A 24373-nucleotide genomic window follows, 5' to 3' on the forward strand; every position below is an offset into this window, starting at 1 on the left:
AGGAGAAGTCATGAATCCGCTCGTCATCATCGGCATCCTGGTGGCTGCCCTGGTGTTCATCCCCATGATCGTCACCGGGTTTCTGCGCAACGTGGAAGCCGGCACCATCCGCATGGTCACCTGGGTGCGCGGCGGCACCAACATCTTTCGCGGCCCCGCCAAGTCGTGGGAAGTGCCCCTGCTGACCACGGGCACCACGCTGTCCAGCAAGGCCATCAACGTGGACCTGGACATCACCGACCAGACGGCCGACCTGGACGACGGCGGCGTGCCGCAGCCCATCAAGGTGCGCGTGCTGGCCAGCGCCATCGTCTCCGTGGGCGACAGCGACGAGATGATCAAGACGGCCGCCAACCGCTTCTTCAGCAAGCCCAACGAGGAGCAGATCAACATCCTCATCGACCTGCTGAGCAGCTCCGGCCGCCGCGCCATCAACCTGCTGACGCACGACCAGCTGTTTTCGGCCAAGACGGCGGTGCGCATTCCGTCGCAGTCCGGCGCGGCGGAGCCCGGGATGGAGCTGGAGCCCATCCGCGTGGCGCCGCTTCCCGTGCACGTGCGCCCGGTGGACGCGGAGGATGACGATGACCCGCTGGCCATCATCATCCGCAAGGCGTGCAGCCGCGAGCTGACGGACCTGGGGCTCACGTTCAACTCGCTGAACATCAAGGTGGTGCAGAGCGAGGTGGCCGAGGCGCGCCGCCGCCAGTCCGCCGCCGAGGCGCAGGCCAACGCCGAGATCGTGGCCGCGCAGCAGACGCGCCGCGCCAAGGAAGCGGAGCTGGAGGCGGAGCGCGCCATCAGCAACAAGCAGCGCGAGCTGGAGCAGACGCGCGCCGCCAACGCCGCGCTGATCGCCGAGGCGGAGGCCAAGCGCCAGGAAGCCGCGGGACGCCAGCGCAGCGCCGAGCTGGAGGCCACGCAGATCGCCCAGGCCCGCGCCGACGCCGAGCGGCTGCGCATCGAGGCCGAGGCCCAGGCCCGCGCCGAGGCCATCCGCATCACCACGGTGGCAGACGCGACGGCGGAGAGCATCCGCAAGGTGAACGAGGCGATCCAGCAGGGGGGCGAAAGCTACTTCCGCTACAAGCAGATCGAGATGCTGCCCGACATCGCGCCGTTCATCGCGGACGCGCTGGGCAAGGCGCGCCTGGTCACCATCAGCGGCGGCGGCGCGGGCGAGAGCGCGGCCGAGAACACGGCCAGCAGCATCACCGGCGTGATTCAGACGGTGCTGGCGGCGCAGCTGGTGTCCCGCAACGGGCTGCTGGACGGAAACGGTAACGGTGCCGCGGAACCGGTGGCCGCGGTGCCGGTCGGCAGGATCGTGGGCAAGTAAACGCCTTCGGGGGATGAACAACGTGGGCCGGAGCGATGCACTCGCTCCGGCCCACGTCTTTTGAGCAGTACCGTAGTTCAGGAGCCAGCTGGATTCGCGGGTAGAATCATCGTGTTCTGGCTGCGGATCAGATCGACGGTGAGGTCGAACGCGCCTACGCGCTGGCGCAGCACCTCCAGCAGTTCCCGCGTCTGCGGAGCCTCGCTCCATGCTCGATAGGCCTGCACGTTCGGAAAGCTGTGCGTCAGAGCGAGAGCCGGACCGGTTCCCTCCTGCGGCTCCGTGCTCAGCCCCGCCAGGAACGGGTCACGTTCAATCTGCTCAAGAACTTCGAAGGGAAGCGGAGGAAGCCCCGCCCGCACTGACTCCACCGTTCCGGTGATGCTGACGACCGTGACCGGCTCATACTGAATCGCGCCCGGCTGAACACTGCTCTGGGCCTGGAGGGGAAGGGCGAAGAGGACGGTGGATGCAGCCGCGAGAAGGAGTGTCTTCATTCTGCTCTGGCAGGCGGAGGGCGCAAAGTGTCATGCCACGTGCGCCAGAGTACATTCGGCCAATCCTGTTGTCAACACTGTTCATTTCGGCGAGGTGGATGGTGCTCGTCGCCCATCCTTTCTGACCGTGTGTTGGACAGGAGGTGTGACGAGGGCAGATCACGATCATCGTGGACGTGAAGCGGGAAAATGCGATCCTCCCACCCACGGATCTTCGGACCCGTCTCCGAAGCACCGCCGCGCGCCCTGCGGCGGTGGATTTCTGTTGCCGGCGAAAGTTGATCCCCCTTACGCGACGCGGGCGGGAATGGTATCGTGCGGGCAAGCGCGAAGGACAAACGTCTGACGCCATCCACGATCCAACTCCGCGGGTTTGTCATGCCGTCATCCAAGGACTACGGGCTGTCGCTGCCCGTCAGCAAGAAGAACCGGAACCGCGCCGCGCTGCTGGCCGGCGCCGCCGGGCTGTTCATGTTCATCGTTGGCGTAAAACGACGCCACCGGCTGGACGCCGAACGCGAAGTGACCGACGCCCGCAGCGCACGCGCCGCCCGCGAAGCGAACTGACGGCTCCGTCCGTCTTCGGAAACCAACGTGCCCGTCCGCGCATCGCGGACGGGCACGTTTCATTTCCACCCCGGCCGGGAGGCACTCCATCCGCTCGCAACGGCGCGGCTACCGCTTTCCATCGATGCCTCGCCGATCCGATGGAAGCCGCGGCCGCCGCCTTACGCATCGAAAGAGAGATCGCAGACCGCCTGGCCGGACATCCGCCATCCAGCCGCGTGGTGCCTCCATCGGACTTTCATCATCAGACGAAAAAGGAATGGCGGGAGCCGCGAGGGCCGCTTCCCCGCCCCGCGCCCCTGGACCGCGCCGCGCCGGTCGGGGGAATGAGGTTTGCCAAAGGTCGCGCGGAAGCTTCCGTCCACCAGAGAGACATGCGGGTGAGCACACAGGATCCACGGCCGGCCACCACGCCGGCCGCCTCCGCGCTTTTTGCGGGCGAAGGAGAAATGCGCGCGCGCTGCCGCGCCATGGACTGGGCGGCCACGCCGCTGGGCCCGGTGGAGCAGTGGCCCGCCACGCTGCGCTGGATGGTCCGCACCGCGATGGACTCGCCCTTTCCCATGAACCTGTGGTGCGGGGCGGAACTGGTGCTCATCTACAACGACGGCTACCGGCACGTGCTGGGCGACAAGCACCCGTCGTCGCTGGGCCGCCGCGGCGCCGACGTGTGGCAGGAGATCTGGCCCGAGATCGCGCCGATGTTCCAGCAGATCCGCGCCGACGGCCCGCCCGTGTACGCCGACGACGCGCCCTTCGTCATCGAGCGCGCGGGCGTGGACGACACCGCGCTGGCGCCCGGCGAGCCGAACGCCTGGTTCACCTTTGCGCTCAGCCCCGTGCGCAGCGACGACGGTGAGATCGTCGCGTTTCTGAACGTGGTTTCAGAAACCACGCCTCGCATCCTGGCCGAACGCCAGCTCAAGACCGAGCGCGGCCGCCTGGCGGAGATCTTTGAACGCGCCCCGGCCTTCATCGCCACGCTCCGCGGTCCGGAGCACGTGTTTGAAACGTCCAATCCGCTGTACCAGCAGCTGGTGGGCCACCGCGACGTGATCGGCAGGCCGGTGGGCGAGGCGCTTCCCGAGGTGGTGGAACAGGGCTTCGTGGAGCTGCTGGACCGGGTGTACACCACCGGCGAGGCGTTCGTGGGCACCGAGGCGCGCGTGCTGCTGCAGAGCACGCCCGGCGCCGAGCCGGCGGAGCACATCCTGAACTTCATCTACCAGCCCATCACCGAGGCGGACGGCACGGTTTCCGGCATCTTCGTGCACGCGGTGGACGTGAGTGAGCAGGTGCGCGCGCGGCAGCGGGTTGAGCGGCTGGAGGAGCGGCTGCGGGTGGCGCTGGAATCCAACGACATCGGCACGTGGGACTTTGAGCCCGCCACCGGCCGGCTGGAGTGGGACGCGCGCACCCGCCGCATTCTGGGCGCCGCGCCCGACGCCCCGGTGGACTACGGCATCTTTCTGGAGCGCCTGCACCCGGAGGACCGCGAGCACGCGGACCAGGCGGTGCAGCGCGCGCTGGACCCCGCCGGGGACGGCGCATACGCGGTGGAATACCGGGTGGAGCTGCCGGACCGGGGCACCCGGTGGATCCGCGCCAGCGGCCGGGGCCTGTTTGACCCGGAGCGGGCGCACGCGGTGCGTTTTACCGGGATCGTGACGGATGTGACGGAGCGGCGCGAGGCCGAGGCGGAGCGCGAGCGGCTGCTGCGCGAGGCGCAGACCCAGCGCGCGCGCCTGACGCAGATCTTTACGGAGGCGCCCGCCGTGATGGCGCTGTACAGCGGGCCGGAACACGTGGTCACCATGGTGAACCCCACCTGGGAAACCACGGTGGGCAAGCCCGGCGCGTTGGGCCGGCCGTTCCGCGACGTCTTTCCGGAGTTCGCGCCGACGGGGCTGTACGAGCTGCTGGACCGCACGTACGAAACGGGAGTGCCGTTCGTGGACCCCGAGGTGAACGTGCCGCTGGAGCGGTGGGGCGTGGTGGAAGACACCTGGTGGAACCTGGTGTGGCGCCCGCTGGAAAGCGACGACGCCGACCGGCGCGACATCCTGGTGCACGCGGTGGAGGTCACGGCCCAGGTGCGCGCGCGGCGCGAGGTGGAGCAGAAGGCGGAGGAGCTGGCGCGGCTGGCCCGCGCGCTGGAGGCCAGCAACCGCGAGCTGGACCAGTTCGCGTACGTGGCCAGCCACGACCTCAAGGCCCCGCTGCGCGGCATCGCCAACCTGTCGCAGTGGATCGAGGACGACCTGGCGGACCGCTTCACCGAGGAGTCGCACCAGCACATGCGGCTGCTGCACGGCCGCGTGCACCGCATGGAGGCGCTGATCGACGGCGTGCTGCAGTACTCGCGCGCCGGCCGCACCCACACCGAGCCGGAGCGGGTGGACACCGACGCGCTGGTGGAGGAGATCGTGGACCTGATTGCCCCGCCGGAGAACGTGCGCGTGGTGGTGAAGCCGGGAATGCCGGTGCTGGTGACGGAACGGCTTCCGCTGCAGCAGGTGTTCATGAACCTGGTGAACAACGGGGTCAAGTACGGCGCATCGGGCGGGATGGTGGAGGTGTCGGCGCGCGACGCGGCGGACGGCGGGTGCGAGTTCACCGTGCGCGACCACGGTCCGGGGATCGCGCCGGAGTACCACGAGCGCATCTTCGCCATCTTCCAGACGCTGGAGGCGCGCGACAAGGTGGAGGGAACGGGGATCGGGCTGTCCATCGTCAAGAAGACGGTGGAAAGCCGCGGAGGACGGGTGTGGGTGGATTCGGCGCCGGGCCGGGGCACGGCGTTCCACTTCACGTGGCCGGCGCGCCGGGTGGAAGGAGAGGGCCAATGAAGGAGCAGATGCTGAACATTCTGCTGGTGGAGGACGACGAGGTGGACGTGATGAACGTCCGGCGCGCGTTCGACGCCAACCGCATCTCCAATCCTCTCTTCACCGCCAGCAACGGCGAAGAGGCGCTGCAGATGCTGCGCGGCGGGCAGGTGCCCCGCGAGCGCAGGCTGGTGCTGCTGGACCTGAACATGCCGCGGATGAACGGCATCGAGTTTCTGCACGCCGTCCGCGCGGACCCGGAGCTGGCGAGAACCACCGTGGTGGTGCTCACCACCAGCACCGACGAGCGTGACCGGGTGGAGGCGTTCAACCTGAACGTGGCCGGCTACATCCTCAAGCCGGTGACGTTCGGAAATTTCTGCGAGGCAATGTCCACGCTCAACAAGTACTGGTCGCTGGTGGAGATGGCGGAGTGACGAAGAAAAAGGCCGCGGGATCCGCGCGGGCGGAAGGCGCGGGCGCGGCGGATCAGGCTCCGCTGCGCGTGTTGATCGTGGATGACGACCTGGTGGACCGGATGGCGGTGCGGCGCAAGCTGGCGCAGACGGGGCTGGCGGTGCAGACCGGCGAGGCGGAGGGGGTGCTGGACGCCATCAACCGGCTGGCGGAGGAGCACTACGACTGCGTGCTGCTGGACTTCAACCTTCCCGACGGCGACGGGCTCACTTTTCTGCGCGGGCTGCGGACGGCGGGGATGTCGGTTCCCGTGGTGATGCTGACCGGGCAGAACGATCCGCGGGTGGTGGCGGACCTGGTGACGGCGGGCGCGGCGGATTACCTGCCCAAGTCGCTGCTGACGCCGGAACGGCTGCTGCAGGCGCTGGGGCGGTGCTGCGACGGCAACGGGGCCGTCCGCGCCGCGCTTCCCGGGCCGGGCTGAGGGGCGGATCCGAGCCTCGTTGGGAGGTTCGCTTCGGTCGAGGAGGCCCGCGGAAGACGGGTGCGGCACGGGTCGGCGGCTTCCGCCCGGCGGTTGAAACCGCGCCCCTCTCGGCCGAAGCAGAAGCGCGGAGAGGGGAGAACGGCAACTTCATCTCGCCCCGGATGGTGCTGATGCGCGGATAGGCCCCCTCTCCCCCGCTCCGCGGGAGAAAGGGAGACCTCAGCGCCGGGGCCGGTGCGGCGCGGGTCGGCGGCTTCCGCCCGGCGGTTGAAACCGCGCCTCGAAGCACACGAAGTCCGCCTCCGCGGACTGCGGATGGCGATCTCGGCGCGGATGCTCATCCAGCTGAAGCCCCGAACCGGACGCGCCAGCGGCCGGTGTCGGGGCTTTGCGCTGTTCGAGCGGCGGATTCATCCGCTCAACGGGCTCCGCTCACGCCTGAAATCCGCTTCCCGCGCCGAACTCCCCGCCACCCCCAACCCTCCCCCAGTCTTTTTTGGGGGAGGGTGGGCCGGTGGTGCCGGCCCGGGTGGGGGCCGCCCGTGGACCCGGGCGGCTACTTCTTCTCGTCCGGGTCGTGCACCATCTCGTCCAGCGCGACGGCGACGGCCAGCACCAGCCCCTCATCCTGCCCGGCGGCGATGTCGATGCCGTACGTGTCGCGAAGGGAGAACCACGACTTGGACACGCGCGCAACGACGTCCTCACCGCGGCGGATGGTGTACTCGTGGTCCATCAGGCTTCCCTCGATGTCCAGATCGTCGCCGCCCTCCACGTCCACGCTGAAGCGGTCGCGGAACGGCGAAATGAGCGCCTTCTTGACCGTGGCGAGCGTTTCGCCCCCGCGCAGGATCTTCATGCTGTCGCGGATGGCGAGCTTCTTTTCGCGCACGGTGGCCACCTCGCGGCCGTGCATGTCGGTGATCTCGAACGTTTCGCGGATGGTGAGCACCTTGCCGTCCACCTTGTAGACGGCGCGCCCGCTTTCATCCTCGATGGTGAAGTCTTCGCCGATGGAAAGCAGGTGCTGCCGCATCTTGTATCGCGCCATGGAGAATCTCCAGTCCGGTTGATGATGAGCTGTCGCCACGCCCACGGGGCAAGCACCGCGCCGGGCGGGTGAGATTTTCATCACCCACCCCTTGTGCGACGGGCCCCGGCGACGGACATTTCCGCGCGCGACAGGCAGAGCGCGACGACCGACGACCGCACTGGAGAACGACAGATGAGCTATAGCCAGGATCCGGAAGCCCGGGCCACCTTCAGGGACGCCATGACGGGGCTGGCGATCGGCATCGTGTGGGTCATGATCGTTGCCGTGGTTTCGTACCAGATGGTGTAGGGCTCCGGCGTACCCGCCGCGAGTTTCCAAGCCCAACCCGGACCTCGGAGCCCGGACGTGCCTCGCCGCGCGTCCGGGCTTTTCCGCAATCCACCCTGAGCCCCGCCCCCGGTGCTGTACGACGCATTCCGCCCGCTTCTGTTCTCGCTGGATCCCGAGCAGGCCCACCACGCGGGCACCGGCGCGCTCAACGCCGCGCTGGCCGCCGCGCCCGCGCGTGCCCTGGCCCGCGCCGTGTACGACGTGCGCCACCCCGCGCTGGCAACGGAGGCGTTCGGCATCCGCTTTCCCAACCCCGTGGGGCTGGCCGCCGGCTTCGACAAGTCCGGCGCGTCGTTCAACGCCCTGGGCGCGCTGGGCTTCGGGTCCGTCGAGATCGGCACGGTGACGGCGCTGGGGCAGCCGGGCAACCCCGCGCCACGCCTGTTCCGTCTTCCGCCGGACGGCGCGCTGCTGAACCGCATGGGCTTCAACAACCCCGGCGCGGAGGCGGTGGCGGCACGGCTGCGGCGCACGCGCATCGAGCCGGTTCTGGGCATCAACCTGGGCAAGAGCAAGGCGACGCCGCTGGAGGAAGCCGCGGGCGACTACCTGCGCAGCCTGGAACTGCTGGAGGCGTTCGCCGCCTATCTGGTCGTCAACGTCAGTTCGCCCAACACGCCGGGCCTGCGGCAGTTGCAGGACGCGGCGCCGCTGCGGGCCCTGCTGCACGCCCTGCGCGCCCGCGGAGCGGAGCTGGCCGCGGCACGCGGCGGGCTTCCCCGCCCCATCCTGCTCAAGATCGCGCCGGACCTCACGGACGCGCAGGTGGAGGAGGCGGTGGGCATCGCGCGGGAGGAGGGGATGGCGGGGATCATCGCCACGAATACGACGGTCAGCCGCGACGGGCTGCGGACGCCCGCGGCGGAGGTGGAGCGGATGGGGATGGGCGGCATCAGCGGCGCCCCGGTGCGCCGGCGGGCGCTGGAGGTCGTCGCCCGGATCCGGCGGACGACGGGCGGCGCGCTTCCCATCATCGGCGTGGGCGGCATCTTTTCCGCGGACGACGCGTGGCGGATGGTGCGCGCCGGGGCCAGCCTGGTGCAGGTGTGGACGGGGTTCATCTACCAGGGACCATCGATCGCGCGCGACATCAACCGAGGCCTGCTGGCCCGGCTGCGCGCGGAGGGCGCCGCGCACCTGTCCGACGTGGTGGGGATGGACGTCCGATGATCCCTACGGCGAGGACCGCGCGCTTTCTGCGGACGTACATGCGCGGCGGCGCGGCGCCGCTGCGCGAAGAAGAGTTGAGGATCGACGTCGGCGGCCAGGAGCGCGAGGCGACGCTGTACCTGCCGCGCACGCGCCGCGCGGTGCCTGGATGGGTGGTGCTGCACGGGCTGACGGTGCCCGGACGCCGCCACAGGGCGCTGGAGGTGTTCGTGCGGTCGCTGGCGGCTTCCGGCGCGGCGGTGCTGGTGCCGGACGTGCCCGCGTGGCGCGCGCTGCGGCTGGACGTGGACGCCGCGCGGCAGACGCTGCTGTCCGCCTCCGCCGTGCTGATGGCGCGGCCGGAGGTGCGGCCCGGCGGCGTGGGCGCGGTGGGCTTTTCCTTCGGCGCCACGCACGCGCTGATGGCGACGGCGGACCCGGCGGTGCGCGCGGCGGTGCGGGCCGTGGTGGCGTTCGGAGGCTACGCGGACATCGAAAAGGGCGTGCACACACTGCTGACCGGCGAGCACGAGTGGGCCGGCGTGCGGCACGTCATCGATCCGGACCCGTACGGGCGGTGGATCATGGTGGGCAACTACCTGACCGCCGTCCCCGAATTCGCGGCGATGGAGGGCGTGGCGCGGGGCGCGCTGTCGCTGGCGGTGGAGGCGGGGCACCGCGGCAAGGGCTCGTGGGAGGCGGACTACGACGGGATGAAAGCGGAGATCCGCGCCGGGCTGTCCGCCGCGGAGCGCGAGGTGTGGGACGTGGTGGCGCCGCCCGCGGGAACGCCCATGCCGGACCGCGAGGCGGCGCGGGCGCTGGCCGCACGCTTTGCCCCCGCGGTGCTGCGCGCCAATCCGGGGCTGGACGCGCGCGTGGTGCTCCCCCGCCTGGGCGGGCGCATCGTGCTTTCGCACGGGCGCGCGGACCGGCTGGTTCCGTACACGGAAACGCTGCGCATCCAGTCGCTGCTTCCGGCGGAGGCGGACGTGTCCGTGGCCATCACCGGGCTGTTCGCGCACTCCGCGCACGCGGGCGCCATGCACCCGTTCACGCGCGCGCGCGAGGCCGGCGTCTTCATCCGGCTGCTGAACCAGGCGCTGGGCTCGGTCTGACCTCCATCCTCAGGGAACCACGCGGACGTTCCACTCCAGAAGAGCACTGGTGGAGACGTCCATCCGCGACGGCGGGCGGGTGCCCAGCACCACGAACTGGCGGGTGGAGATCACGTGGATGGACATGGTATCCGCCGGGCTGTCCGGGATCAGAACCCAGGGAACCACGAGCGGCGAGGGGAGCGGTCCGGGGCCGCTGATGGTGATTTCGCGGCCGCCGCGGTAGACGGCTGCGCTCCATTGCTCCTGGATGGGCTCCGGGAGCGTGCCGGACCGGCCGGGCACCGCGGGAAGAACCAGGTCGCGCCCGGCGCGCAGTTTCATGGAGTACGGGCCGGTGCGCGCCGCGCTGAAGAGGGTGAATTCCCGAACGGGAAGCGGCTCCTGGCCGGTTTCGGGAAGCTGGATGCGGATCCCCTGCGTGCGCGCCGTGCTGTCCAGCGGCAGTTTGAAGATGAACCCGTCGGACCCTGACGCCAATCTGCCCGCCGCGGCGCCCTGCACGCGAAAGGTACCATCCGGAAAGCGGATGCTTTCCTTTCCCCGTCCCGCGGGATAGAACACGGCCTGCACTTCGACGGAATCGGAAACGGGCGTGGCCTGCGTCTTCACGTCGACATGGAGCGAAACACCGCTCGCCGGGGCTGAATCGTCCGGCGGCAGAAAGCAGCCGGAGAGCAGGGCCAGCAGAGCAAGTGCCGCGGGAGATGGACGGTGGATCATCGGGTGCAGGCGCGGGGGATGGAGGGCGGCACCGATCAACAGCGCGCAGGGACCGGCGCCGCTGCGTGATCGCCCCCGCCACGCATCGAGCGGGACCGCCGCTCGGTGGTGGCCCGGGCGTTCGGCGCGCCGGGCGGTTTTCATCGATCCCGGTCCGCGGGGGCGCGGATCGTGGCGGAAAGCCGTGGTCAGGGGACCAGGCGCACCGTCCACTCCATGCTCGAGTAGGCCGAAACGGTCATGGAAACGGGATCCGCGCCCGTGATCAGGTTGAAGTCGCGGTTGGAAATCGCGTTCACCAGCAGCGTATCTCCCGCCGCCGCGGGGACGAGCCCCCACGGGATCACGACGGGCGACGGGATGGGCCCCATGCCGGAGATGATCGTGGGCTGCGCGCGGGGGCGGGCAAAGGTGATCGCCCAACGCTCCACCAGCGGCGCGGGGAGCGTGCCCGACGCGCCCCGGATGACGGGAAGCGACAGGTCCTGCCCGGCGCGCGCCGTCACCACGGGAGGCCCGCCGCGCTGGGCGCTGAAGATGGTGAACTCCTGCATGGGAAGCGGGCCCATGCGCGGCTGGGGAAGGCGGACGCGGATTCCCTGCGCGCGGGCGGCGCTGTCCAGCGCGACCTGCGCGTGAAATATGGTCCGTTCCCACGCGCCAACCGCCACGTTCTGCACGTGCAGCGTGTCGTGGGCAAAGGCGATGCGGCCGCCGCCATCTGACCGCTGAAAGAACGCCTGTACGGCGACGGAGTCGGGGCTGCGCCCGTCGTTCATGATCATGACGGTCGCATTGACGCCGCGGTCGGACGGATTGGAGTCCGTGGGCAGCAGAATGCAGCCGGAAGTCATGGCCACGAACGCGGCTGCGAGGGGAAAGCGGAGGCGGTTCATCGGGTGTCGTGGAAGGAGAGCCGGCGTGGAGAGGATTTCACGCCGGAAGCTGAGTGGATGCATGCCGGTGCGCAACAACGCGCGAGCGGCGAAATCGGGACTCAACCGGATTGAGGAGCGATGGCGGACACGATTCTCTGGCGGTCGATGGACGAGCCCGGGCACGAAGCCGTGCGGCTGGAGCGCGGCGCGGACGGGTGGATTCTGCGCGGCACGGCCGTGCTGCTGCACGAGGGCCGCGCCTGCCGGCTGGACTACACGGTGCGCACGGACGAGGCGTGGCGGTCCACCGGCGCGCGCGTGCAGGGGTGGATGGGCGACGAGCCGGTGGACGTCACCATCGCCGTGGGCGCGGACGGGCACTGGACGCTGAACGGAGCGGAGGTGCCGGAGGTGGCGGGATGCGTGGACGTGGACCTCAACTTCAGCCCCTCCACCAACCTGCTCCCCATCCGCCGGCTGGGATTGGACGTGGGCGGCGAGGGGGAGGTGCACGCGGCGTGGCTGCGCTTTCCCAGCTTTCGGCTGGAGCGGCTGCAGCAGACGTATCGCCGCACGGGCGAACTCTCGTACCGATACGAGAGCGCGGACGGCGCCTTCATGCGCGACCTGGACGTGAACGCGGCGGGGCTGGTCACGCGGTATCCGGGGCTCTGGGAAGCCGAGCCCGTCGGCGGATGACGGCCGGCGGTTCCGGCCTGTCTGCGACGGCGGGGACCCCCATGGAACGATCACGATTCTGCTGCGGGAAGCTTCCGCTTATCGCGGCCGGGAGGCCCATCCCCCGCCCCTCCCCGCCCGAAGCAGAAGCGCGGAGAGGGGAGAACTCAGCGCGTGGGCGAAGGACGGTGCGCGTCCGTGACTGTGGGCCCTCACCCCGCGTGCTGCGCACGACGACCCTCTCCCACGCACAGATGTGGGAGAGGGAGCACACCCCCTGAATCGTGAGCGGGCCCCAACGCAGATGAAGCCCCGAACCGGATGCGCCAGCAGCCGGTGCCAGGGCTTTGCGCCGTTGGAGCGGCGGATTCGACCGCTCAACCGCGTGCGGCGGCTTCAACCTCTCGCGCCGCGGCACGATGGATGGAACCCGGCGCCGCATCCCATCCATGGAAGGTCAGAGCACTTCACCCCGCGCCAGCGCGTTCTCGGCGTACGCGCGGACCTCCGCAGGCACTGCGGGATGCGCGTCCAGCCACCCGCGCACCACCTCCGGCCCGTCCGGGTGCCGCAGGTGAAAGATGCCGTGCAGAGCCGCGTGGCCGGCGCTGGCGTCTCCCGAGTACAGCATCCGCAGAAAGGCGGCAAAGAGCGCATCCTGCACGCGGCGCTGGTCCTCGTCTTCCCGCGAGTACGATTCGCCCTCGTAGGGGAACGCCAGAAAGTCCGGGAGCATGAACCACCCTTCCAGACGCTCCTCCGTGCGGCGCACCGACGGAATCAGCAGCCGCTCGTAGAACGCGGGAAGGGCGGCGATGCACGCGGCGCGCTCCGCCCACGGGATCGAGGGATCCCAGAGCGGATCCCGGAAGTGCTCGTTCCCGTACGCGCCGAACATCATCCAGATCCCGCGGTCGATCTGCGCGGTCGAGAAGCGGTCCAGCAGCGGCTCCGGCGCGCGGAACAGCCGTGTGAGGAACGCGACGACGTGCGCCGGATCGGTGACTACGTCCGTGCCGGCCCACGCCTCGCTCCAGTACCACTCGCTGCCCTGGGGATCGACGGGATGATCGAAGACGAACGCGATCAGCTCTTCGTCGGTCGCGTGGCGCAGGTCGAGGGTCTTGATTTCAGGTTCATCCATGAGATGATGGTAGCGGAAGGGGCGCACCGTGAGCAACGGGTGGCGTGAAGGCTGCACACCGGGCGGGGCGGCGGGCCGGGTCGCCGGCCGGGATCTCACGCATGGGAGGATGGATGGAAACGCGGCGGATTGGCTCACTGGACGCCTCGGTGGTGGGGCTGGGATGCAACAACTTCGGCGCGCGCACGGACGCGGCGGGAACCGCGCGGGTGGTGGACGCGGCGCTGGACGCGGGGATCAACTTCTTTGACACGGCCGACATCTACAGCAAGGGCGTCAGCGAGGAACTGCTGGGCCGCGCGCTGGGCCCCCGGCGTTCGCGGATTCTGATCGCCAGCAAGTTCGGCCACGAGATGGATGAACAGCGGCGCGGCGCCCGCCCCGAGTACGTGCGGCGGGCGGTGGAAGACAGCCTGCGGCGGCTGGGGACGGACGTGATCGACCTGTACCAGCTGCACAAGCCGGACGCGTCCGTTCCCATTGCCGACACGCTGGGCGCGCTGGACGAACTGGTGCGCGCCGGCAAGGTGCGGGAGATCGGCTGCAGCAACTTTTCGGTGGATCAGCTGCGCGAGGCGGAGGAGGCGGTGCGCGGCGGCGGCGCGCGGTTCGTGAGCGTGCAGAACGAGTACAGCCTGATCCGCCGCGAGCCGGAGCAGGACGGCGTGCTGGCGGAGTGCGAGCGTACGGACGTGGCCTTCATTCCGTATTTTCCGCTCGCGAGCGGGCTGCTGACGGGCAAGTACCGCCGCGGCGCGCCCGTGCCCACCGACACGCGCATCGGCGAGGGCGGACGGTACGGCAGCCTGCTTTCGGAGCAGAACCTGGAGATCGTGGAGCGGCTGATCGGCTTTGCCGAGGGGCGCGGGCACACGATTCTGGACTTGGCGTTCTCGTGGCTGCTGGCGCGGCCGGCGGTGGCGTCGGTGATTGCGGGCGCGACGCGGCCGGAGCAGGTTCACGCCAACGCCGCCGCCGCGGGGTGGAAGCTCACGGCGGATGAACTGCGCGAGGTGGACGCGCTGCTGGCGGCGTAGTTCGCGGGCGGCCCCCACCCGGGCTCGTACTACTCGCCCACCCTCCCCCAAAAAAGACTGGGGGAGGGTTGGGGCGGGCGGACGGTTTGGCGCGGGACGGAGAGTGGCCGATGTGAGCGGAGTCCGTTGAGCCAATGAATCCGCCGCTCGAACAGCGGGAAGCCCCGACACGACGCCCACAGGCGCCGTTCGGGGCTTCAACTGCATTGGGGACGCACAATCAGCGGCGAGGACAGTCCGCGCAGACGAATTTCGCGTGTTCGAGGCGCGGTTCAGCCGCCGGATGTCAGCCGCCGACGCGCTCCGACCTCCGCCCTCGCGCTGAGGTCTCCCTTCCCCCAGGGTTTTTTGGGGGAAGGGCCGGGGATGGGGGCCTCTATCCGCATGAGCGAATCGTTGTGCCCGGCACGATCCCCCCGCATTCGTCCTCCTGACGCGGAGGATTGCACGCCGGATTGAGAACCCTTGCCCGGCACCCGCGCGCCCATATATTCAACCGCATGGTTGAGCATCATCCACCAGCCCCGCAGTCGCAGCCGCTGGACGACACGCTGATGGCGATCGCCGATCCCACGCGGCGGGCGATTCTGCAGCGGCTTGCCGGGGGCGAGGCGCGCGTCACCGACCTGGCCCGGCCCTTCGCCATGTCGCTGAACGCCATTTCCAAGCACATCCGCGTGCTGGAGCGCGCGCGCTTGGTGCGCCGCCGCCGCTCCGGGCGCGAGCACCTCCTGTCGCTCGATCCCGCGCCGCTGGACGAGGCCGCCGCGTGGATCGAAACGCATCGCACGCGGTGGTCCGCCCAACTGCACGCGCTCGACGCCATCCTCCAGGCCGAAGACGCGGCCGAGCGTTCCCCATCCACCCCGCTCACCGAACAGACATGAACGCGCAGACGCCGGTCATGGTTCAGGTACGTCACCGCTTCACCGCGTCCGCAGAGCGCGTGTTCGACGCGTGGCTCAACCCGGCCACGGCCGGACGCTGGCTTTTTGCGACACCGGCGGGCGAGATGGTACGCGTGCAGATCGACGCGCGCGTGGGCGGACGCTACTCCATCGTGGAGCGGCGCGGCGGCGAGGAGGTGGAGCACGCGGGCGAGTACCTGGAGATGGATCGGCCGCGGCGGCTCGCCTTTACCTTTTCCGTCCCGGCGTACTCATCCGCCGCCGACCGCGTCACCGTCGACATCGCGCCGCTGGAGCACGGGTGCGAACTGACGCTGACGCACGAGATGGGCGCCGGCATGGCCGAAATCACCGGCAAGGCCAGGGACGGGTGGATGGGCGTTCTGCGCGGGCTGGAGGCGTCGCTGGACTGATCCACGCGCGGCATCCTCCGCGCGGTTCCCATCACGCGCGGAGCAGGCCGGCGTCCGCGACCGAGACCGCGACCAGGACGGCGGCGGTCCACCGCAGCGCATTCCACCGCGCGTCGCGCGCCGCCCATTGCAGCGCGAACACCGCGCCCATGACGGGAAGTGCGTGCCCGGCCGCCGAACAGAGCGCCATCAGCACCCAGCATGAGACCACGCAGTGGCGGCCGGTCATGACGCCGTAGCGGATGCAGTCCGCGTCGGCGCGCCAGCCGCGCGGGGCGAGCGGAGCCGTCGCATGGCACCGCCGAGCCCGCGTTCTGCGCATCGGCGATGCTTCCCACGCGGCCGCGGCCAGCCCGACGACGGCCGCGGCCGCGAGCCATCCGGCGTACGAGCCCAGCACGGCGGCCGCGCCCTCGATCAGAAGCTGCGCTGGAATCCAGAGTGCCAGAAATCCCGCGACAAAGCCGGCGATCGCGCGGTGCCTGCGCGCGCTCAGGCTGGAGAACGCGGCGTGGCGCACGTTCGCCAGCACCAGCGGCAGCATCATCGCCATGATCATCAGCGCGGCCCGCAGAATCAACGCGCCGATGTCGGCAAACGTTCCCGCGCCGACTGTCATCCTGGCGCCCCCGGTCGTCCCCGCGCCGCCAATCATCGGCGCCACTCCGTCGGTCATCCCTGCACCACTCATCCCCGCACCGTCAATCGCCCCCACACCGCGCGTCATCCCCGTTGCGCCTGTCGTCCCCGTGCCGTCGGCCATCCCCGCACCGCGGGTCATCACCATACCGCTGGACATGCCGGCGCTTCCATCGACCGGATGAGCGGTGTGGAGATGTGCTGGCTGATCGGCATCAACCGATTGCGCGGCATGGAGATGCACAGCGGCGTGCGTGTGCGCGGAGGGATGCGGGATGACGGCGAGCGCGATCCAGGCGGCGGCGGCGGCGAGGACGATCCACCACTCCGGGTGCATCCACGCCAGGCGCCGCAACGCCGCCGTGCTCATGCCTGGAACACGCTGACGCGCCCCACCCGCACGTCCCCATCCACGACCTCGTCTTCCACGCCGCGCTGAACGGGGACAAAGGTCACGCGGAGCCGGTCCGGGCTCCAGTCGCCCGCCTCGCGGAGCACGCGTGCCACCTCTGTGACGTCGAGCGTAAAGGTCAGCCCGCTGCCGCCGTGCTCGCCGTCCGCCGCCGACGCCTCGCGCACGCCGAACAGCGAGATCTCCCCCGCGCGGCGCTCGGGGTGATCGTCCGGGCTGGAGGCGGCGGGAAGGGCGAGGTAGAGCACGTATCCGCCGGCCGCCAGCTCGAGCCCGCGGACGTTTTCCACCTTCAGAAAAACCTCGGGCTCGCCCGCGTCATCCACGCGCGCGACCTTGAACCCGCCTTTCCGCGGCGCCTCGATGGCGAACTGCACCTCGCTGAGGGACGCGCCGAGCGGGACGGCCGCGTCGCTGGCGCCCACCATCTCGGCCGGCATCACGCGCTTCCACTCAGTGCGCGTCCGTCGCTTGGGGAGCGGCCTCGCATCCAGCCGCACATCCAGCACGCCTTCCGGCGGAGCGAGGCTGCTGTACCGGTAGCCCAGCGGCGGGCGCGACACGTCCAGCACGTCGCGCGTGGCGAGCGAAACCGCGTGCGAGCCGTGGCCGATGGTGAACCGCGCATTCAGCCACGCCGCGTCCGCGGGGTCGTCGTGGCCCTCCATTCCGCGCCACACCTCCCACAGCCGGTCGATGTTGGCGTGGTGCAGCCAGAACACGGGATCCAGCCCGGCGGTGGCGAAGCGGCCCATCCACCCATCGCGCGGGCCCGCGACACCCATGTGCACGGCGCCGTGCGGCACGTTTTCCAGCGATCCCTCGCCGTGCTCGGCCGGCGGACGCGCGCCGCCGAAGCCGGGGCGGCCCGCACCCAGTTCAAAGCCGCGCGGCCTGAGCGCGGGCGCTACATCCACGGCGCCGCGGCCAAGCTCCTCGCCGGCGTTCATCCGCGGATCACGCTCGGTGGTAAAGAGCGGATTGGGCGTTCCGCCGGGAAGGTGCGGCTCGCGAAAGGCGGGTGGAAGCCGGCGCGCGTTGGGCTGTCGGGCGTCGCTGTAGTCCCAGTACGGAAGCGTCCAGTCCGCCGGGCCGCCGAGCGTGCGGACGGCCTGGCGCACGACTGTCTCGAAGTAGTGCAGGTAGACGCGGTGCCAGGGGAGAAAGAACCAGTTGCCGTGCTGGCACTGGTTCCAGGTGGCCCCCGGCGGCCACGCGCCGGGCCTGCGGCCGTGGATGGCGGCCAGGTACTCCCAGCTGGCGGGATCGGAGGCGGGGCGGGCGCGCAGTTCATCCACCGCGCGGGCGTACCACTCCAGCGTGGGGTGCCAGGGATGTTCATCGCTCAGCGTCCAGACATCGCGGCGCTCGTACATCGTCTGCCTTCAGGACAGGTGAGAACGGAAACGATTGCCTGATTGGACGGACGCGCGCCTGCCGATTCGCATCCTCCCAAACGCGGACCGGGCGCGGCGGCATGGTGCCGCCGCGCCCGGAAGTCGCAATCAAGGTGGTTCCCTGCCCTGCCGCCGCGGTCAGTGCGCGTTGGCGTCTTCGATCAGGTAGATCTTGGCGAGGTCTTCCTTGTGCTCGCCCACGGTCAGCTCGAACTGGTACGTACCGGGCGTGGGAAAGACGATGCCGTCCATAGGGATGGCCATCTGCGTGCGGGCGGCGCGGTGGATGGCGTACTGATCCTCCACCTGCGTCTGCGCGTTGATGGTGAGCACGGGGCTGCGCGCCGGGTCCAGCAGGTTGACGCTGAAGTCGATGGACCCGCGTTCCTCCGCGGCCCACTCCATGGTGACCACGAGGGTGAGCCGTTCCTGCTGCGCGGGAAAGCCCGGCGCGTACAGCTCATGGAAGATGCCGCTGACGTCCATGCGCCCGTCGTGGCGCAGGTTGGCTTCTTCGGCGATGACGGAGTAGAGAACGTTCAAGGCAGTGCGTGAGTGCTGTGTGCGTAAGTGCGTGAGTGCGAAAGACCAGTTCGGCTCAGGAACCGGGGATGTAGCGGTGCCCAGGGTCGCCGGGCGGCACTCGCGGCCAGCCGAACGCGGTGAGCACCTCCCCTGCAAGCCTCCGAACCGACGCCCATTCCGCCGAAACACGGACGGCATCGTCGGTCCACAGCGCATCGTTCTCCGTCCCGGACATCGCTTCCAGTTGACCATCCAAAGCGCCGAGTGCGTTCCGTTGCGCGTCAGTCAACCCGGCGTGCACACCGGCGGAAAGCAGGCCGTCCGCGAAGTTGAGCGCGAGTTCGTCCGCGCGAACGACAACGGACGGTAGCCGGGCCAGAGCCGCATCTGCAGAGAGCGACAGATGCTGCACCGCGGCGCGAAGTCGCTCTTCCGGATCGTGAGGGCCCGCCATCACACCTCCTCGCTCACCCTCTGGAATGCGCAGTTCGATCGCGATCAACTCCATCCGAAGCACACGATCCTGGGGTGTGCTCCCTCTCCCACATCTGTTCGTGGGAGAGGGTCGTCGTGCGCAGCACGCGGGGTGAGGGCCACACCGGCAGCCGCGCGCCCCCGATCGTCCTCTGCCCCGCCCTGCAGCTTCCCTACCGCTCCGTCCGCACGCGCACCGCCTCGGCGTGGCCGAACAGCCCTTCACTTTCCGCCAGGCGGATGACGTGCGGCGCGTCGCGCAGCAGCCGCGCCGCGGACAGGCCGATCAGGCTGGTGCGCTTCACGAAGTCGTACACGCCCAGCGGGCTGGCGAACCGCGCGCTTCCGCCCGTGGGCAGCACGTGGTTGGGGCCCGCGAAGTAGTCGCCCATGGGCTCCGGGCTGTTGGCGCCAAGGAAGATCGCCCCCGCGTTGCGGATGCGCCCCGCCAGCGCCAGCGGCTCGCGCACGAGCAGTTCCAGGTGCTCCGGCGCGCGCAGGTCCGCCACTTCCGCCGCCTGCTCCAGATCGTCCACCAGGATGATGGCGCCCCAGTCGCGCAGCGCGGCCCGGGCCACGTCGCGCCGCGGGTTGCGCGCCAGCAGCTCCTCCAGCGCCGCGGGGACGGCTTCGGCCAGCGCGGCGGAGGTCGTCACCAGCCAGGCGATGGCGTCCGGATCGTGCTCCGCTTGGCCGATCATGTCCGCGGCCACGTGCACCGGGTCCGCCGCGTCGTCGGCGATCACCAGGATCTCCGACGGGCCCGCGACCATGTCGATGTCCACGCGGCCGAACACCTGGCGCTTGGCCTCCGCTACCCACTTGTTGCCGGGACCGACGATCTTGTCCACGCGGCCGATACTTTCCGTGCCGTACGCCAGTGCGCCCACCGCCTGCGCCCCGCCGATCCGCAGCACCTCCGTCACCCCCGCTACGTGCGCGGCGGCGAGGACGACGGGCAGAACCTCGCCGTCCGGCGTGGGCGTGACCATGGCGATCTCGTCCACACCGGCCACGGACGCCGGAATGGCGTTCATCAGCACGGACGACGGATAGGCTGCGCGCCCGCCGGGCACGTAGATGCCCACGCGGCGCAGCGGCGCCACGCGCTGGCCCAGCAGCGAGCCGTCCGCCTCCACGTCCAGATAGCCGTGCTCGCGCTGCTTCTCATGGAACGCGCGCACGTTTTCCGCCGCGCGCCGGAGAGAGTCCAGCAGCGCGGGGTCCACCTCCGCCGCGGCCCGCGCCAGCGCGTCCGCGCCGATGCGCAGCCCCGCCGCGTCCCCGGCGTCAAAGCGGTCGAAGCGCGCCGTGTACTCCAGCAGCGCCGCGTCGCCGCGGTCCGCCACGTCGCGCAGAATGCCCGCGACGGACTCGCGCAGCGCCGCGTCGTCCGTGGACGCGCCGGCGGCCAGGTCGCGCAGTTCGCGGTACGGCGGCGAGACGCGGAGAGTCTTGATGTTCAACGATCCGTCCATCAGAAAGTGCCCGGTGCTCAGAATCCCGTCCCAGCGCGAGCACTGACGCACTCACGCACACAGCACTCACGCACTTTTTTCCAGCGCGCCCGCGAGATCCGCGATCAGCCGCTGGTGCTCGTCCAGCCGCAGCTTGTGGCTGGCGCGGTTGACGATGAGCCGCGCGGTGGAATCGGAAACCTTTTCGACGACGGTCAATCCGTTCTCTGCCAGCGTGCGGCCCGTCTGCACCAGGTCCACGATCCAGTGGGCCAAGCCCAGTAGCGGCGCCAGTTCCACCGAGCCGGAGATGCGGATCAGCTCCACCTGCATCCCCTTCTGCGCAAAGAACCTGCGGGCGCTTTCCACGTACTTGGTGGCCACGCGCGGCATCGTTCCGCCGGGAAGCAGCGGATACGCCGCGTCCGCCGGCGCCGCCACGGCCAGCATGCATCCGCCAAAGCCCAGGTCCAGCGGGCGCAGCACGTCCTGCTGCCCCTCTTCCAGCACGTCCAGCCCCACGACGCCCGCGTCCGCGACGCCGCTTTCCACGTAGATCGGCACGTCGCCGCTCTTTACGGGGAGGAACTCGAAGCGCCCGTCCGCGCTGGGCAGGATGAGGCGGCGCGAGTCGCGCGCCTCGGCGTCGATCTCCGAGCCCACGCGGCCGAACAGCAGCAGCGCCTCGTCCATCATCCGCCCCTTGGGGAGCGCAATGCGCAGCGGCCGGCCGGTCACAGGGCCTCCGTGAGCACGGTGGCCAGCGCATCCGTTTCCAGCGCGAAGCCGACCGCCGGACGATCCGCCCCAAAGCGCGCCAGCAGGCCGTCGTACCGCCCGCCGAACGCCACCGCGCGGCCCAGCCCGGCGACGAACACCTCGAACTGCATCCCCGTGTAGTAGCCCAGCCCGCGGATTTCGCCCAGGTCGTACACCACGTGCGCCCTTTCCTCTTCCGTCAGCAGCGCATCGATGGCGCGCAGCCGCTCGATGGCCGCCTCCGCTTCCGGTCCCGACGCAAGCGACCGCGCGCGCAGCAGCACCTCGCCGCGGCCGATCAATTCCGGCAGCTCCACCAGCGCGCGGGCGACGGCGGCCGGAGCCCCGTACCGGCGCGCGCCGTCCGCCAGCGCCGCGCGATCCTTGCGGTCGATGGCGCTGCGCAGCGACTCCGCCTCTTCCTCGTCCAGCCCGGTCAGCAGCGGCTGCACGAAGCGGATGTCGCCCAGGTTGATCTGAAAGTCGCGCACCCGCAGCGCGCGCAGCAGCCCGATGGCCAGCCGCAGCGTTTCCACGTCCGCGTCCGGCCCGGCGCTGCCGATGAGCTCGGCGCCCAGCTGAAAGGTTTCGCGGGCGTGGCCGCCGCCTTCGGGGCGCTGGCGGTACACCTTGCCCGCGTACGACAGGCGCAGCGGCGGCTCGGCGTCGCGCAGGCGCGTGGCGGCCATGCGCGCGATGGCGCTGGTGAAGTCCGCGCGGAGCGCCACCAGCCGCCCGTCACGGTCCACAAAGCGGATGAGCTCGTTGGCGAGCTGCGTTCCCGCGAGGGTAAAGACCTCTTCGTACTCGAAGGTGGGCGGAATCACCTCTCGGTATCCGCTCGCCTCGGCGAGGTCAAACCACACGCGCTGCACGGTGCGGCGAAGGCGCACGTCGTCGGCCAGCAGGTCCTGCGAACCGGGAGGAACCTGGGCCAGTCTGAGATTCGGCATAGCCGGACAACTTATCGGCAGGCGCGGGGAACGGGCAATCCCGCGCCGCGCCGTGCACCCGCTGCGCGAATTCGGGCATGTGGCACGCGAACTGCCTTGTCATTGGCTGTAACGGAAGCAGTCTGCCAAGTGCACACCTCGATAAAGGACCGACCCATGGACATGATTCTCCTGCTCGCCATCGTGCTGCTGCTCATCGGCGGCCTGGGCGTGGGCGGCGTGATCGGCGCGCTGGGCCAGATCGCCTGGGTGCTCATCATCGTCGCGGTGATCGTGATCGCCTGGCGCGTCATCACGGGCCGTCGCGCGGTCTGACCGACATCGCTGGATGATGCAGAGCGGGGCCGCCATTCGTGGCGGCCCCGCTTTCGTTTGTCCGCGGGCCCGTCAACGGCGTTCACGCGGAGGTCGCGGGGGTTCGCGGAGGTACGCGGGGGGGAACCGCCGGGGGTGGATGGCCGGCCTCTGTGGGGATGGCGGTCGGCCGAAGCGGGTTCCGGGTGGATGGGGCTCGCGGATGTGAAAGAGCCCCGGACCGCGAAGGTCCGGGGCTCTTTTCGATCGACAGCGGCGGTGGATCAGCGCTGCGACTGGATGCGGCTCAGGATGTCGCGCGCGCGCGACTCGCTGTAGTTCACGCTGCCGGTGCGGTAGCTCACCGAAACCTCGGTGGACGAGCCTTCCGCCTCGAGCTTGATGTGCGCCACGTTGTCGCCGGAACGCGCATCGTACTCGCGCTGGCGGGCTTCGTTGTCGAAGTCGGCGCCGGTGACGGTCATGCCCATGGACGACAGGACGGCGCGGGCACGGCGGTCCACCTCGGAGATGGGCGCGTTGATGGTCGCGGTGGCGTTCTGGTTCTCGGCGACGGCGGCACCGGCCGCGACGGCTCCGGCGGCGACGGTGCGGGTTGTGCCGCACGCCTGCGCCGCGGGGATGATGGCCATGATCAGTGCAAACTTCGCGATCGTGCGCGTGGTCGTAGTCATCACGACTTTCTCCTTGATACAGTGATGTAGCGGCCCCGAAAGGTGCGGGCGGGCTCCCCGCTTGGCACGAAGCACGCCATCCGCTCGCGCCCGGGCACCGCGGGGCGCTCGCTCCCAGTGCACAGCGAGCACATCCGGCCGATCATCGGCGCCCGCGGCCGGTGAGTTCGTGGATTAAAAATCGAGCCCCGGACCACCACGGCCCGGGGCTCTCTTCTGTGATCGTCGCCGGGCTTGATGGACGCTGCGAAGCTGGATGATGGAGACAAGATCGTGCACGCCAGCGAGCGTCGGCGTGAATCGGCGTGGATCGGGGCGGTGGGCGTGGATCGGCCCCGGCGGTTGAAACCGCGCCTCGAAAAACACGAAGCCCGCCTTCGCGGGCTGCGGCGGAGACTCCGGTGCGTTCCGACCGATTTTTCACGCAACCGAAGTCTCCCCTCTCCGTGCGGCAGTTTGCACGGGGAGGGGCCTCCCAGCCCGGCGCTGCACGGAGCTTTCCACAGCACACCCGGGCTGGCGTCCCACTCTCTCCCAACCCATAGCCGGACAGACACTGAACCGTTTTACCCGTCCCGCACGCCCGCGCCGCTTCCCCGCTCCGCCTCGGCGGACACGCGCGCAAAGTCCTCCGGCGTATCCACATCCACCTCGCCCAGCGCGAAGGGGACGAGGTGCGCCGACGCCGCGTGCCGCCGGATCACCTCGCGCGCGCCCGCCGCGCCTTCAATCGCGCGAAGCTCGCCGAAGAGCGCGCGGCTGAACACCGCCGGCACGCCCGCCGCCCCGCCGTACGCGGACGCCGTCAGGGGACGCGCGGCGTGCACGTGCGCCGCGATGAGCCCGAGCACGACGTCCGCCGTCACGTGCGGCTGATCGCAGACGAGGAGGACCGCAGTCTCTACATCGGGCCCCACGCGGTCCAGCGCCTCCATCCCCGTGCGGACGGACGAGCCCATCCCCATCTCCCACGCGGGGTTGAACGCCTCCACGACATCCAGGCCCTCGATCTCGCCACGCGAAACCTCCGCGTTTGCGCCCGTCACCACAATCACCGGAGCGCACCCCGCGTCCAGCGCGGCGAGGGCCGTCCGCCGCAGCAGGCTGCCGCCGTGCAGCCGCAACGCCTGCTTGGGCGTGCCCATCCGCGACGACGAACCCGCGGCCAAAATCACCGCGCCGATGCTTGGTGAACCACGCT

At 70.2% G+C, this 24373-nt stretch carries 26 protein-coding genes; 12 read left to right on the forward strand and 14 right to left on the reverse strand.

The window, feature by feature from the left end; all coding sequences use genetic code 11:
• Positions 1-10: 10 nt before the first annotated feature.
• Entirely contained in the window at positions 11-1339 is a 1329-nt protein-coding gene (locus tag HNQ61_RS14660; protein WP_170036797.1) for a flotillin family protein, read from the forward strand.
• Positions 1340-1416: 77 nt separating this feature from the next.
• Here HNQ61_RS14660 and HNQ61_RS14665 read toward each other — a convergent pair whose 3' ends face one another.
• Positions 1417-1836 (reverse strand): hypothetical protein, encoded by a 420-nt coding sequence (locus tag HNQ61_RS14665; RefSeq protein WP_170036795.1) that lies wholly within the window; start codon positions 1834-1836, stop codon positions 1417-1419.
• 378 nt (positions 1837-2214) lie between these two features.
• On the opposite strand from HNQ61_RS14665, the gene HNQ61_RS14670 reads away from it, so the two are divergent.
• The 4 genes from HNQ61_RS14670 (at position 2215) to HNQ61_RS14685 (ending at position 6132) form a co-directional block, all read left to right on the forward strand.
• Complete coding sequence (locus HNQ61_RS14670; RefSeq protein ID WP_170036793.1) at positions 2215-2403, forward strand: hypothetical protein; 189 nt, start codon at positions 2215-2217, stop codon at positions 2401-2403.
• Positions 2404-2783: 380 nt separating this feature from the next.
• Positions 2784-5252, forward strand: coding sequence for an ATP-binding protein (locus tag HNQ61_RS14675; RefSeq protein WP_170036791.1), 2469 nt, complete (start codon positions 2784-2786; stop codon positions 5250-5252).
• Positions 5249-5668, forward strand: a complete 420-nt coding sequence (locus HNQ61_RS14680; protein ID WP_170036789.1) for a response regulator — start codon at positions 5249-5251, stop codon at positions 5666-5668. Before HNQ61_RS14675 ends, HNQ61_RS14680 begins: the two co-directional genes overlap by 4 nt.
• Positions 5665-6132 carry a response regulator gene (locus HNQ61_RS14685; RefSeq protein ID WP_170036787.1) on the forward strand — a complete coding sequence of 156 codons (468 nt, stop codon included), beginning with the start codon at positions 5665-5667 and terminating at the stop codon, positions 6130-6132. The genes HNQ61_RS14680 and HNQ61_RS14685 overlap by 4 nt, the downstream gene beginning before the upstream one ends.
• A gap of 559 nt (positions 6133-6691) precedes the next feature.
• Here HNQ61_RS14685 and HNQ61_RS14690 read toward each other — a convergent pair.
• Positions 6692-7186: an LURP-one-related/scramblase family protein gene (locus HNQ61_RS14690; RefSeq protein ID WP_170036785.1), complete on the reverse strand. Its 495-nt coding sequence runs from the start codon at positions 7184-7186 to the stop codon at positions 6692-6694.
• A gap of 405 nt (positions 7187-7591) precedes the next feature.
• Here HNQ61_RS14690 and HNQ61_RS14695 point away from each other — a divergent pair, with 405 nt between their 5' ends.
• Positions 7592-8689 carry a quinone-dependent dihydroorotate dehydrogenase gene (locus tag HNQ61_RS14695; RefSeq protein WP_240978951.1) on the forward strand — a complete coding sequence of 366 codons (1098 nt, stop codon included), beginning with the start codon at positions 7592-7594 and terminating at the stop codon, positions 8687-8689.
• A complete protein-coding gene (locus HNQ61_RS14700; RefSeq protein ID WP_170036781.1) occupies positions 8686-9786 on the forward strand; it encodes a dienelactone hydrolase family protein in 1101 nt (366 codons plus the stop codon). Before HNQ61_RS14695 ends, HNQ61_RS14700 begins: the two co-directional genes overlap by 4 nt.
• A 9-nt stretch (positions 9787-9795) precedes the next feature.
• Here HNQ61_RS14700 and HNQ61_RS14705 read toward each other — a convergent pair whose 3' ends face one another.
• Positions 9796-10509: a hypothetical protein gene (locus tag HNQ61_RS14705; RefSeq protein ID WP_170036779.1), complete on the reverse strand. Its 714-nt coding sequence runs from the start codon at positions 10507-10509 to the stop codon at positions 9796-9798.
• Positions 10510-10697: 188 nt separating this feature from the next.
• Entirely contained in the window at positions 10698-11405 is a 708-nt protein-coding gene (locus tag HNQ61_RS14710) for a hypothetical protein (protein ID WP_170036777.1), read from the reverse strand.
• Between the two features lie 120 nt (positions 11406-11525).
• Between HNQ61_RS14710 and HNQ61_RS14715 the strand changes: the two genes are divergently transcribed.
• Positions 11526-12086 carry a putative glycolipid-binding domain-containing protein gene (locus HNQ61_RS14715; RefSeq protein WP_170036775.1) on the forward strand — a complete coding sequence of 187 codons (561 nt, stop codon included), beginning with the start codon at positions 11526-11528 and terminating at the stop codon, positions 12084-12086.
• Between the two features lie 436 nt (positions 12087-12522).
• Here HNQ61_RS14715 and HNQ61_RS14720 read toward each other — a convergent pair whose 3' ends face one another.
• Positions 12523-13209, reverse strand: a complete 687-nt coding sequence (locus HNQ61_RS14720) for a hypothetical protein (RefSeq protein ID WP_170036773.1) — start codon at positions 13207-13209, stop codon at positions 12523-12525.
• A gap of 113 nt (positions 13210-13322) precedes the next feature.
• Here HNQ61_RS14720 and HNQ61_RS14725 point away from each other — a divergent pair, with 113 nt between their 5' ends.
• The 3 genes from HNQ61_RS14725 to HNQ61_RS14735 all read left to right on the forward strand — a co-directional run bounded on the left by HNQ61_RS14725 (position 13323) and on the right by HNQ61_RS14735 (position 15567).
• Complete coding sequence (locus tag HNQ61_RS14725) at positions 13323-14246, forward strand: aldo/keto reductase (RefSeq protein WP_170036771.1); 924 nt, start codon at positions 13323-13325, stop codon at positions 14244-14246.
• Positions 14247-14746: 500 nt separating this feature from the next.
• Positions 14747-15133, forward strand: coding sequence for an ArsR/SmtB family transcription factor (locus tag HNQ61_RS14730; RefSeq protein WP_170036769.1), 387 nt, complete (start codon positions 14747-14749; stop codon positions 15131-15133).
• A gap of 17 nt (positions 15134-15150) precedes the next feature.
• Entirely contained in the window at positions 15151-15567 is a 417-nt protein-coding gene (locus HNQ61_RS14735; protein ID WP_205761871.1) for an SRPBCC family protein, read from the forward strand.
• Between the two features lie 31 nt (positions 15568-15598).
• Here HNQ61_RS14735 and HNQ61_RS14740 read toward each other — a convergent pair whose 3' ends face one another.
• The 7 genes from HNQ61_RS14740 to hisZ form a co-directional block, all read right to left on the reverse strand.
• Entirely contained in the window at positions 15599-16243 is a 645-nt protein-coding gene (locus HNQ61_RS14740) for a copper chaperone (RefSeq protein ID WP_170036765.1), read from the reverse strand.
• 329 nt (positions 16244-16572) lie between these two features.
• Positions 16573-17994 carry a tyrosinase family protein gene (locus HNQ61_RS14745; RefSeq protein WP_170036763.1) on the reverse strand — a complete coding sequence of 474 codons (1422 nt, stop codon included), beginning with the start codon at positions 17992-17994 and terminating at the stop codon, positions 16573-16575.
• A 159-nt stretch (positions 17995-18153) separates the two neighbouring features.
• Positions 18154-18558, reverse strand: a complete 405-nt coding sequence (locus HNQ61_RS14750; protein WP_170036761.1) for a DUF6941 family protein — start codon at positions 18556-18558, stop codon at positions 18154-18156.
• A 55-nt stretch (positions 18559-18613) separates the two neighbouring features.
• On the reverse strand, positions 18614-19048 hold the full coding sequence (locus HNQ61_RS14755; RefSeq protein WP_170036759.1) for a hypothetical protein: 435 nt from the start codon (positions 19046-19048) through the stop codon (positions 18614-18616).
• A 139-nt stretch (positions 19049-19187) separates the two neighbouring features.
• Complete coding sequence (gene hisD / locus HNQ61_RS14760) at positions 19188-20480, reverse strand: histidinol dehydrogenase (RefSeq protein WP_205761870.1); 1293 nt, start codon at positions 20478-20480, stop codon at positions 19188-19190.
• 78 nt (positions 20481-20558) lie between these two features.
• Positions 20559-21209 carry an ATP phosphoribosyltransferase gene (gene hisG / locus HNQ61_RS14765; RefSeq protein ID WP_205761869.1) on the reverse strand — a complete coding sequence of 217 codons (651 nt, stop codon included), beginning with the start codon at positions 21207-21209 and terminating at the stop codon, positions 20559-20561.
• A complete protein-coding gene (hisZ, locus tag HNQ61_RS14770) occupies positions 21206-22183 on the reverse strand; it encodes an ATP phosphoribosyltransferase regulatory subunit (protein WP_170036755.1) in 978 nt (325 codons plus the stop codon). The genes hisG and hisZ overlap by 4 nt, the downstream gene beginning before the upstream one ends.
• A gap of 156 nt (positions 22184-22339) precedes the next feature.
• On the opposite strand from hisZ, the gene HNQ61_RS14775 reads away from it, so the two are divergent.
• On the forward strand, positions 22340-22498 hold the full coding sequence (locus HNQ61_RS14775) for a DUF1328 domain-containing protein (protein WP_170036753.1): 159 nt from the start codon (positions 22340-22342) through the stop codon (positions 22496-22498).
• A gap of 263 nt (positions 22499-22761) precedes the next feature.
• Here HNQ61_RS14775 and HNQ61_RS14780 read toward each other — a convergent pair whose 3' ends face one another.
• The gene (locus tag HNQ61_RS14780) at positions 22762-23172 is read right to left on the reverse strand and encodes a hypothetical protein (protein WP_221239692.1); all 411 of its coding nucleotides are present in this window, start codon (positions 23170-23172) and stop codon (positions 22762-22764) included.
• Between the two features lie 566 nt (positions 23173-23738).
• Positions 23739-24347, reverse strand: coding sequence for an NTP transferase domain-containing protein (locus HNQ61_RS14785; RefSeq protein ID WP_170036749.1), 609 nt, complete (start codon positions 24345-24347; stop codon positions 23739-23741).
• Between the last annotated feature and the right edge of the window lie 26 nt (positions 24348-24373).

Source organism: Longimicrobium terrae (assembly GCF_014202995.1).
In the GTDB taxonomy this organism is placed as follows: domain Bacteria; phylum Gemmatimonadota; class Gemmatimonadetes; order Longimicrobiales; family Longimicrobiaceae; genus Longimicrobium; species Longimicrobium terrae.

Coding starts and splice junctions, on each gene's coding strand:
- HNQ61_RS14660 (WP_170036797.1), top strand. CDS start 11: ATGAATCCGCTCGTCATCATCGGCATCCTGGTGGCTGCCCTGGTGTTC.
- HNQ61_RS14665 (WP_170036795.1), bottom strand. CDS start 1,836: ATGAAGACACTCCTTCTCGCGGCTGCATCCACCGTCCTCTTCGCCCTT.
- HNQ61_RS14670 (WP_170036793.1), top strand. CDS start 2,215: ATGCCGTCATCCAAGGACTACGGGCTGTCGCTGCCCGTCAGCAAGAAG.
- HNQ61_RS14680 (WP_170036789.1), top strand. CDS start 5,249: ATGAAGGAGCAGATGCTGAACATTCTGCTGGTGGAGGACGACGAGGTG.
- HNQ61_RS14690 (WP_170036785.1), bottom strand. CDS start 7,186: ATGGCGCGATACAAGATGCGGCAGCACCTGCTTTCCATCGGCGAAGAC.
- HNQ61_RS14700 (WP_170036781.1), top strand. CDS start 8,686: ATGATCCCTACGGCGAGGACCGCGCGCTTTCTGCGGACGTACATGCGC.
- HNQ61_RS14705 (WP_170036779.1), bottom strand. CDS start 10,509: ATGATCCACCGTCCATCTCCCGCGGCACTTGCTCTGCTGGCCCTGCTC.
- HNQ61_RS14710 (WP_170036777.1), bottom strand. CDS start 11,405: ATGAACCGCCTCCGCTTTCCCCTCGCAGCCGCGTTCGTGGCCATGACT.
- HNQ61_RS14715 (WP_170036775.1), top strand. CDS start 11,526: ATGGCGGACACGATTCTCTGGCGGTCGATGGACGAGCCCGGGCACGAA.
- HNQ61_RS14720 (WP_170036773.1), bottom strand. CDS start 13,209: ATGGATGAACCTGAAATCAAGACCCTCGACCTGCGCCACGCGACCGAC.
- HNQ61_RS14725 (WP_170036771.1), top strand. CDS start 13,323: ATGGAAACGCGGCGGATTGGCTCACTGGACGCCTCGGTGGTGGGGCTG.
- HNQ61_RS14730 (WP_170036769.1), top strand. CDS start 14,747: ATGGTTGAGCATCATCCACCAGCCCCGCAGTCGCAGCCGCTGGACGAC.
- HNQ61_RS14735 (WP_205761871.1), top strand. CDS start 15,151: ATGGTTCAGGTACGTCACCGCTTCACCGCGTCCGCAGAGCGCGTGTTC.
- HNQ61_RS14740 (WP_170036765.1), bottom strand. CDS start 16,243: ATGACCGACGGAGTGGCGCCGATGATTGGCGGCGCGGGGACGACCGGG.
- HNQ61_RS14745 (WP_170036763.1), bottom strand. CDS start 17,994: ATGTACGAGCGCCGCGATGTCTGGACGCTGAGCGATGAACATCCCTGG.
- HNQ61_RS14755 (WP_170036759.1), bottom strand. CDS start 19,048: ATGGAGTTGATCGCGATCGAACTGCGCATTCCAGAGGGTGAGCGAGGA.
- hisZ (WP_170036755.1), bottom strand. CDS start 22,183: ATGCCGAATCTCAGACTGGCCCAGGTTCCTCCCGGTTCGCAGGACCTG.
- HNQ61_RS14775 (WP_170036753.1), top strand. CDS start 22,340: ATGGACATGATTCTCCTGCTCGCCATCGTGCTGCTGCTCATCGGCGGC.
- HNQ61_RS14780 (WP_221239692.1), bottom strand. CDS start 23,172: ATGACTACGACCACGCGCACGATCGCGAAGTTTGCACTGATCATGGCC.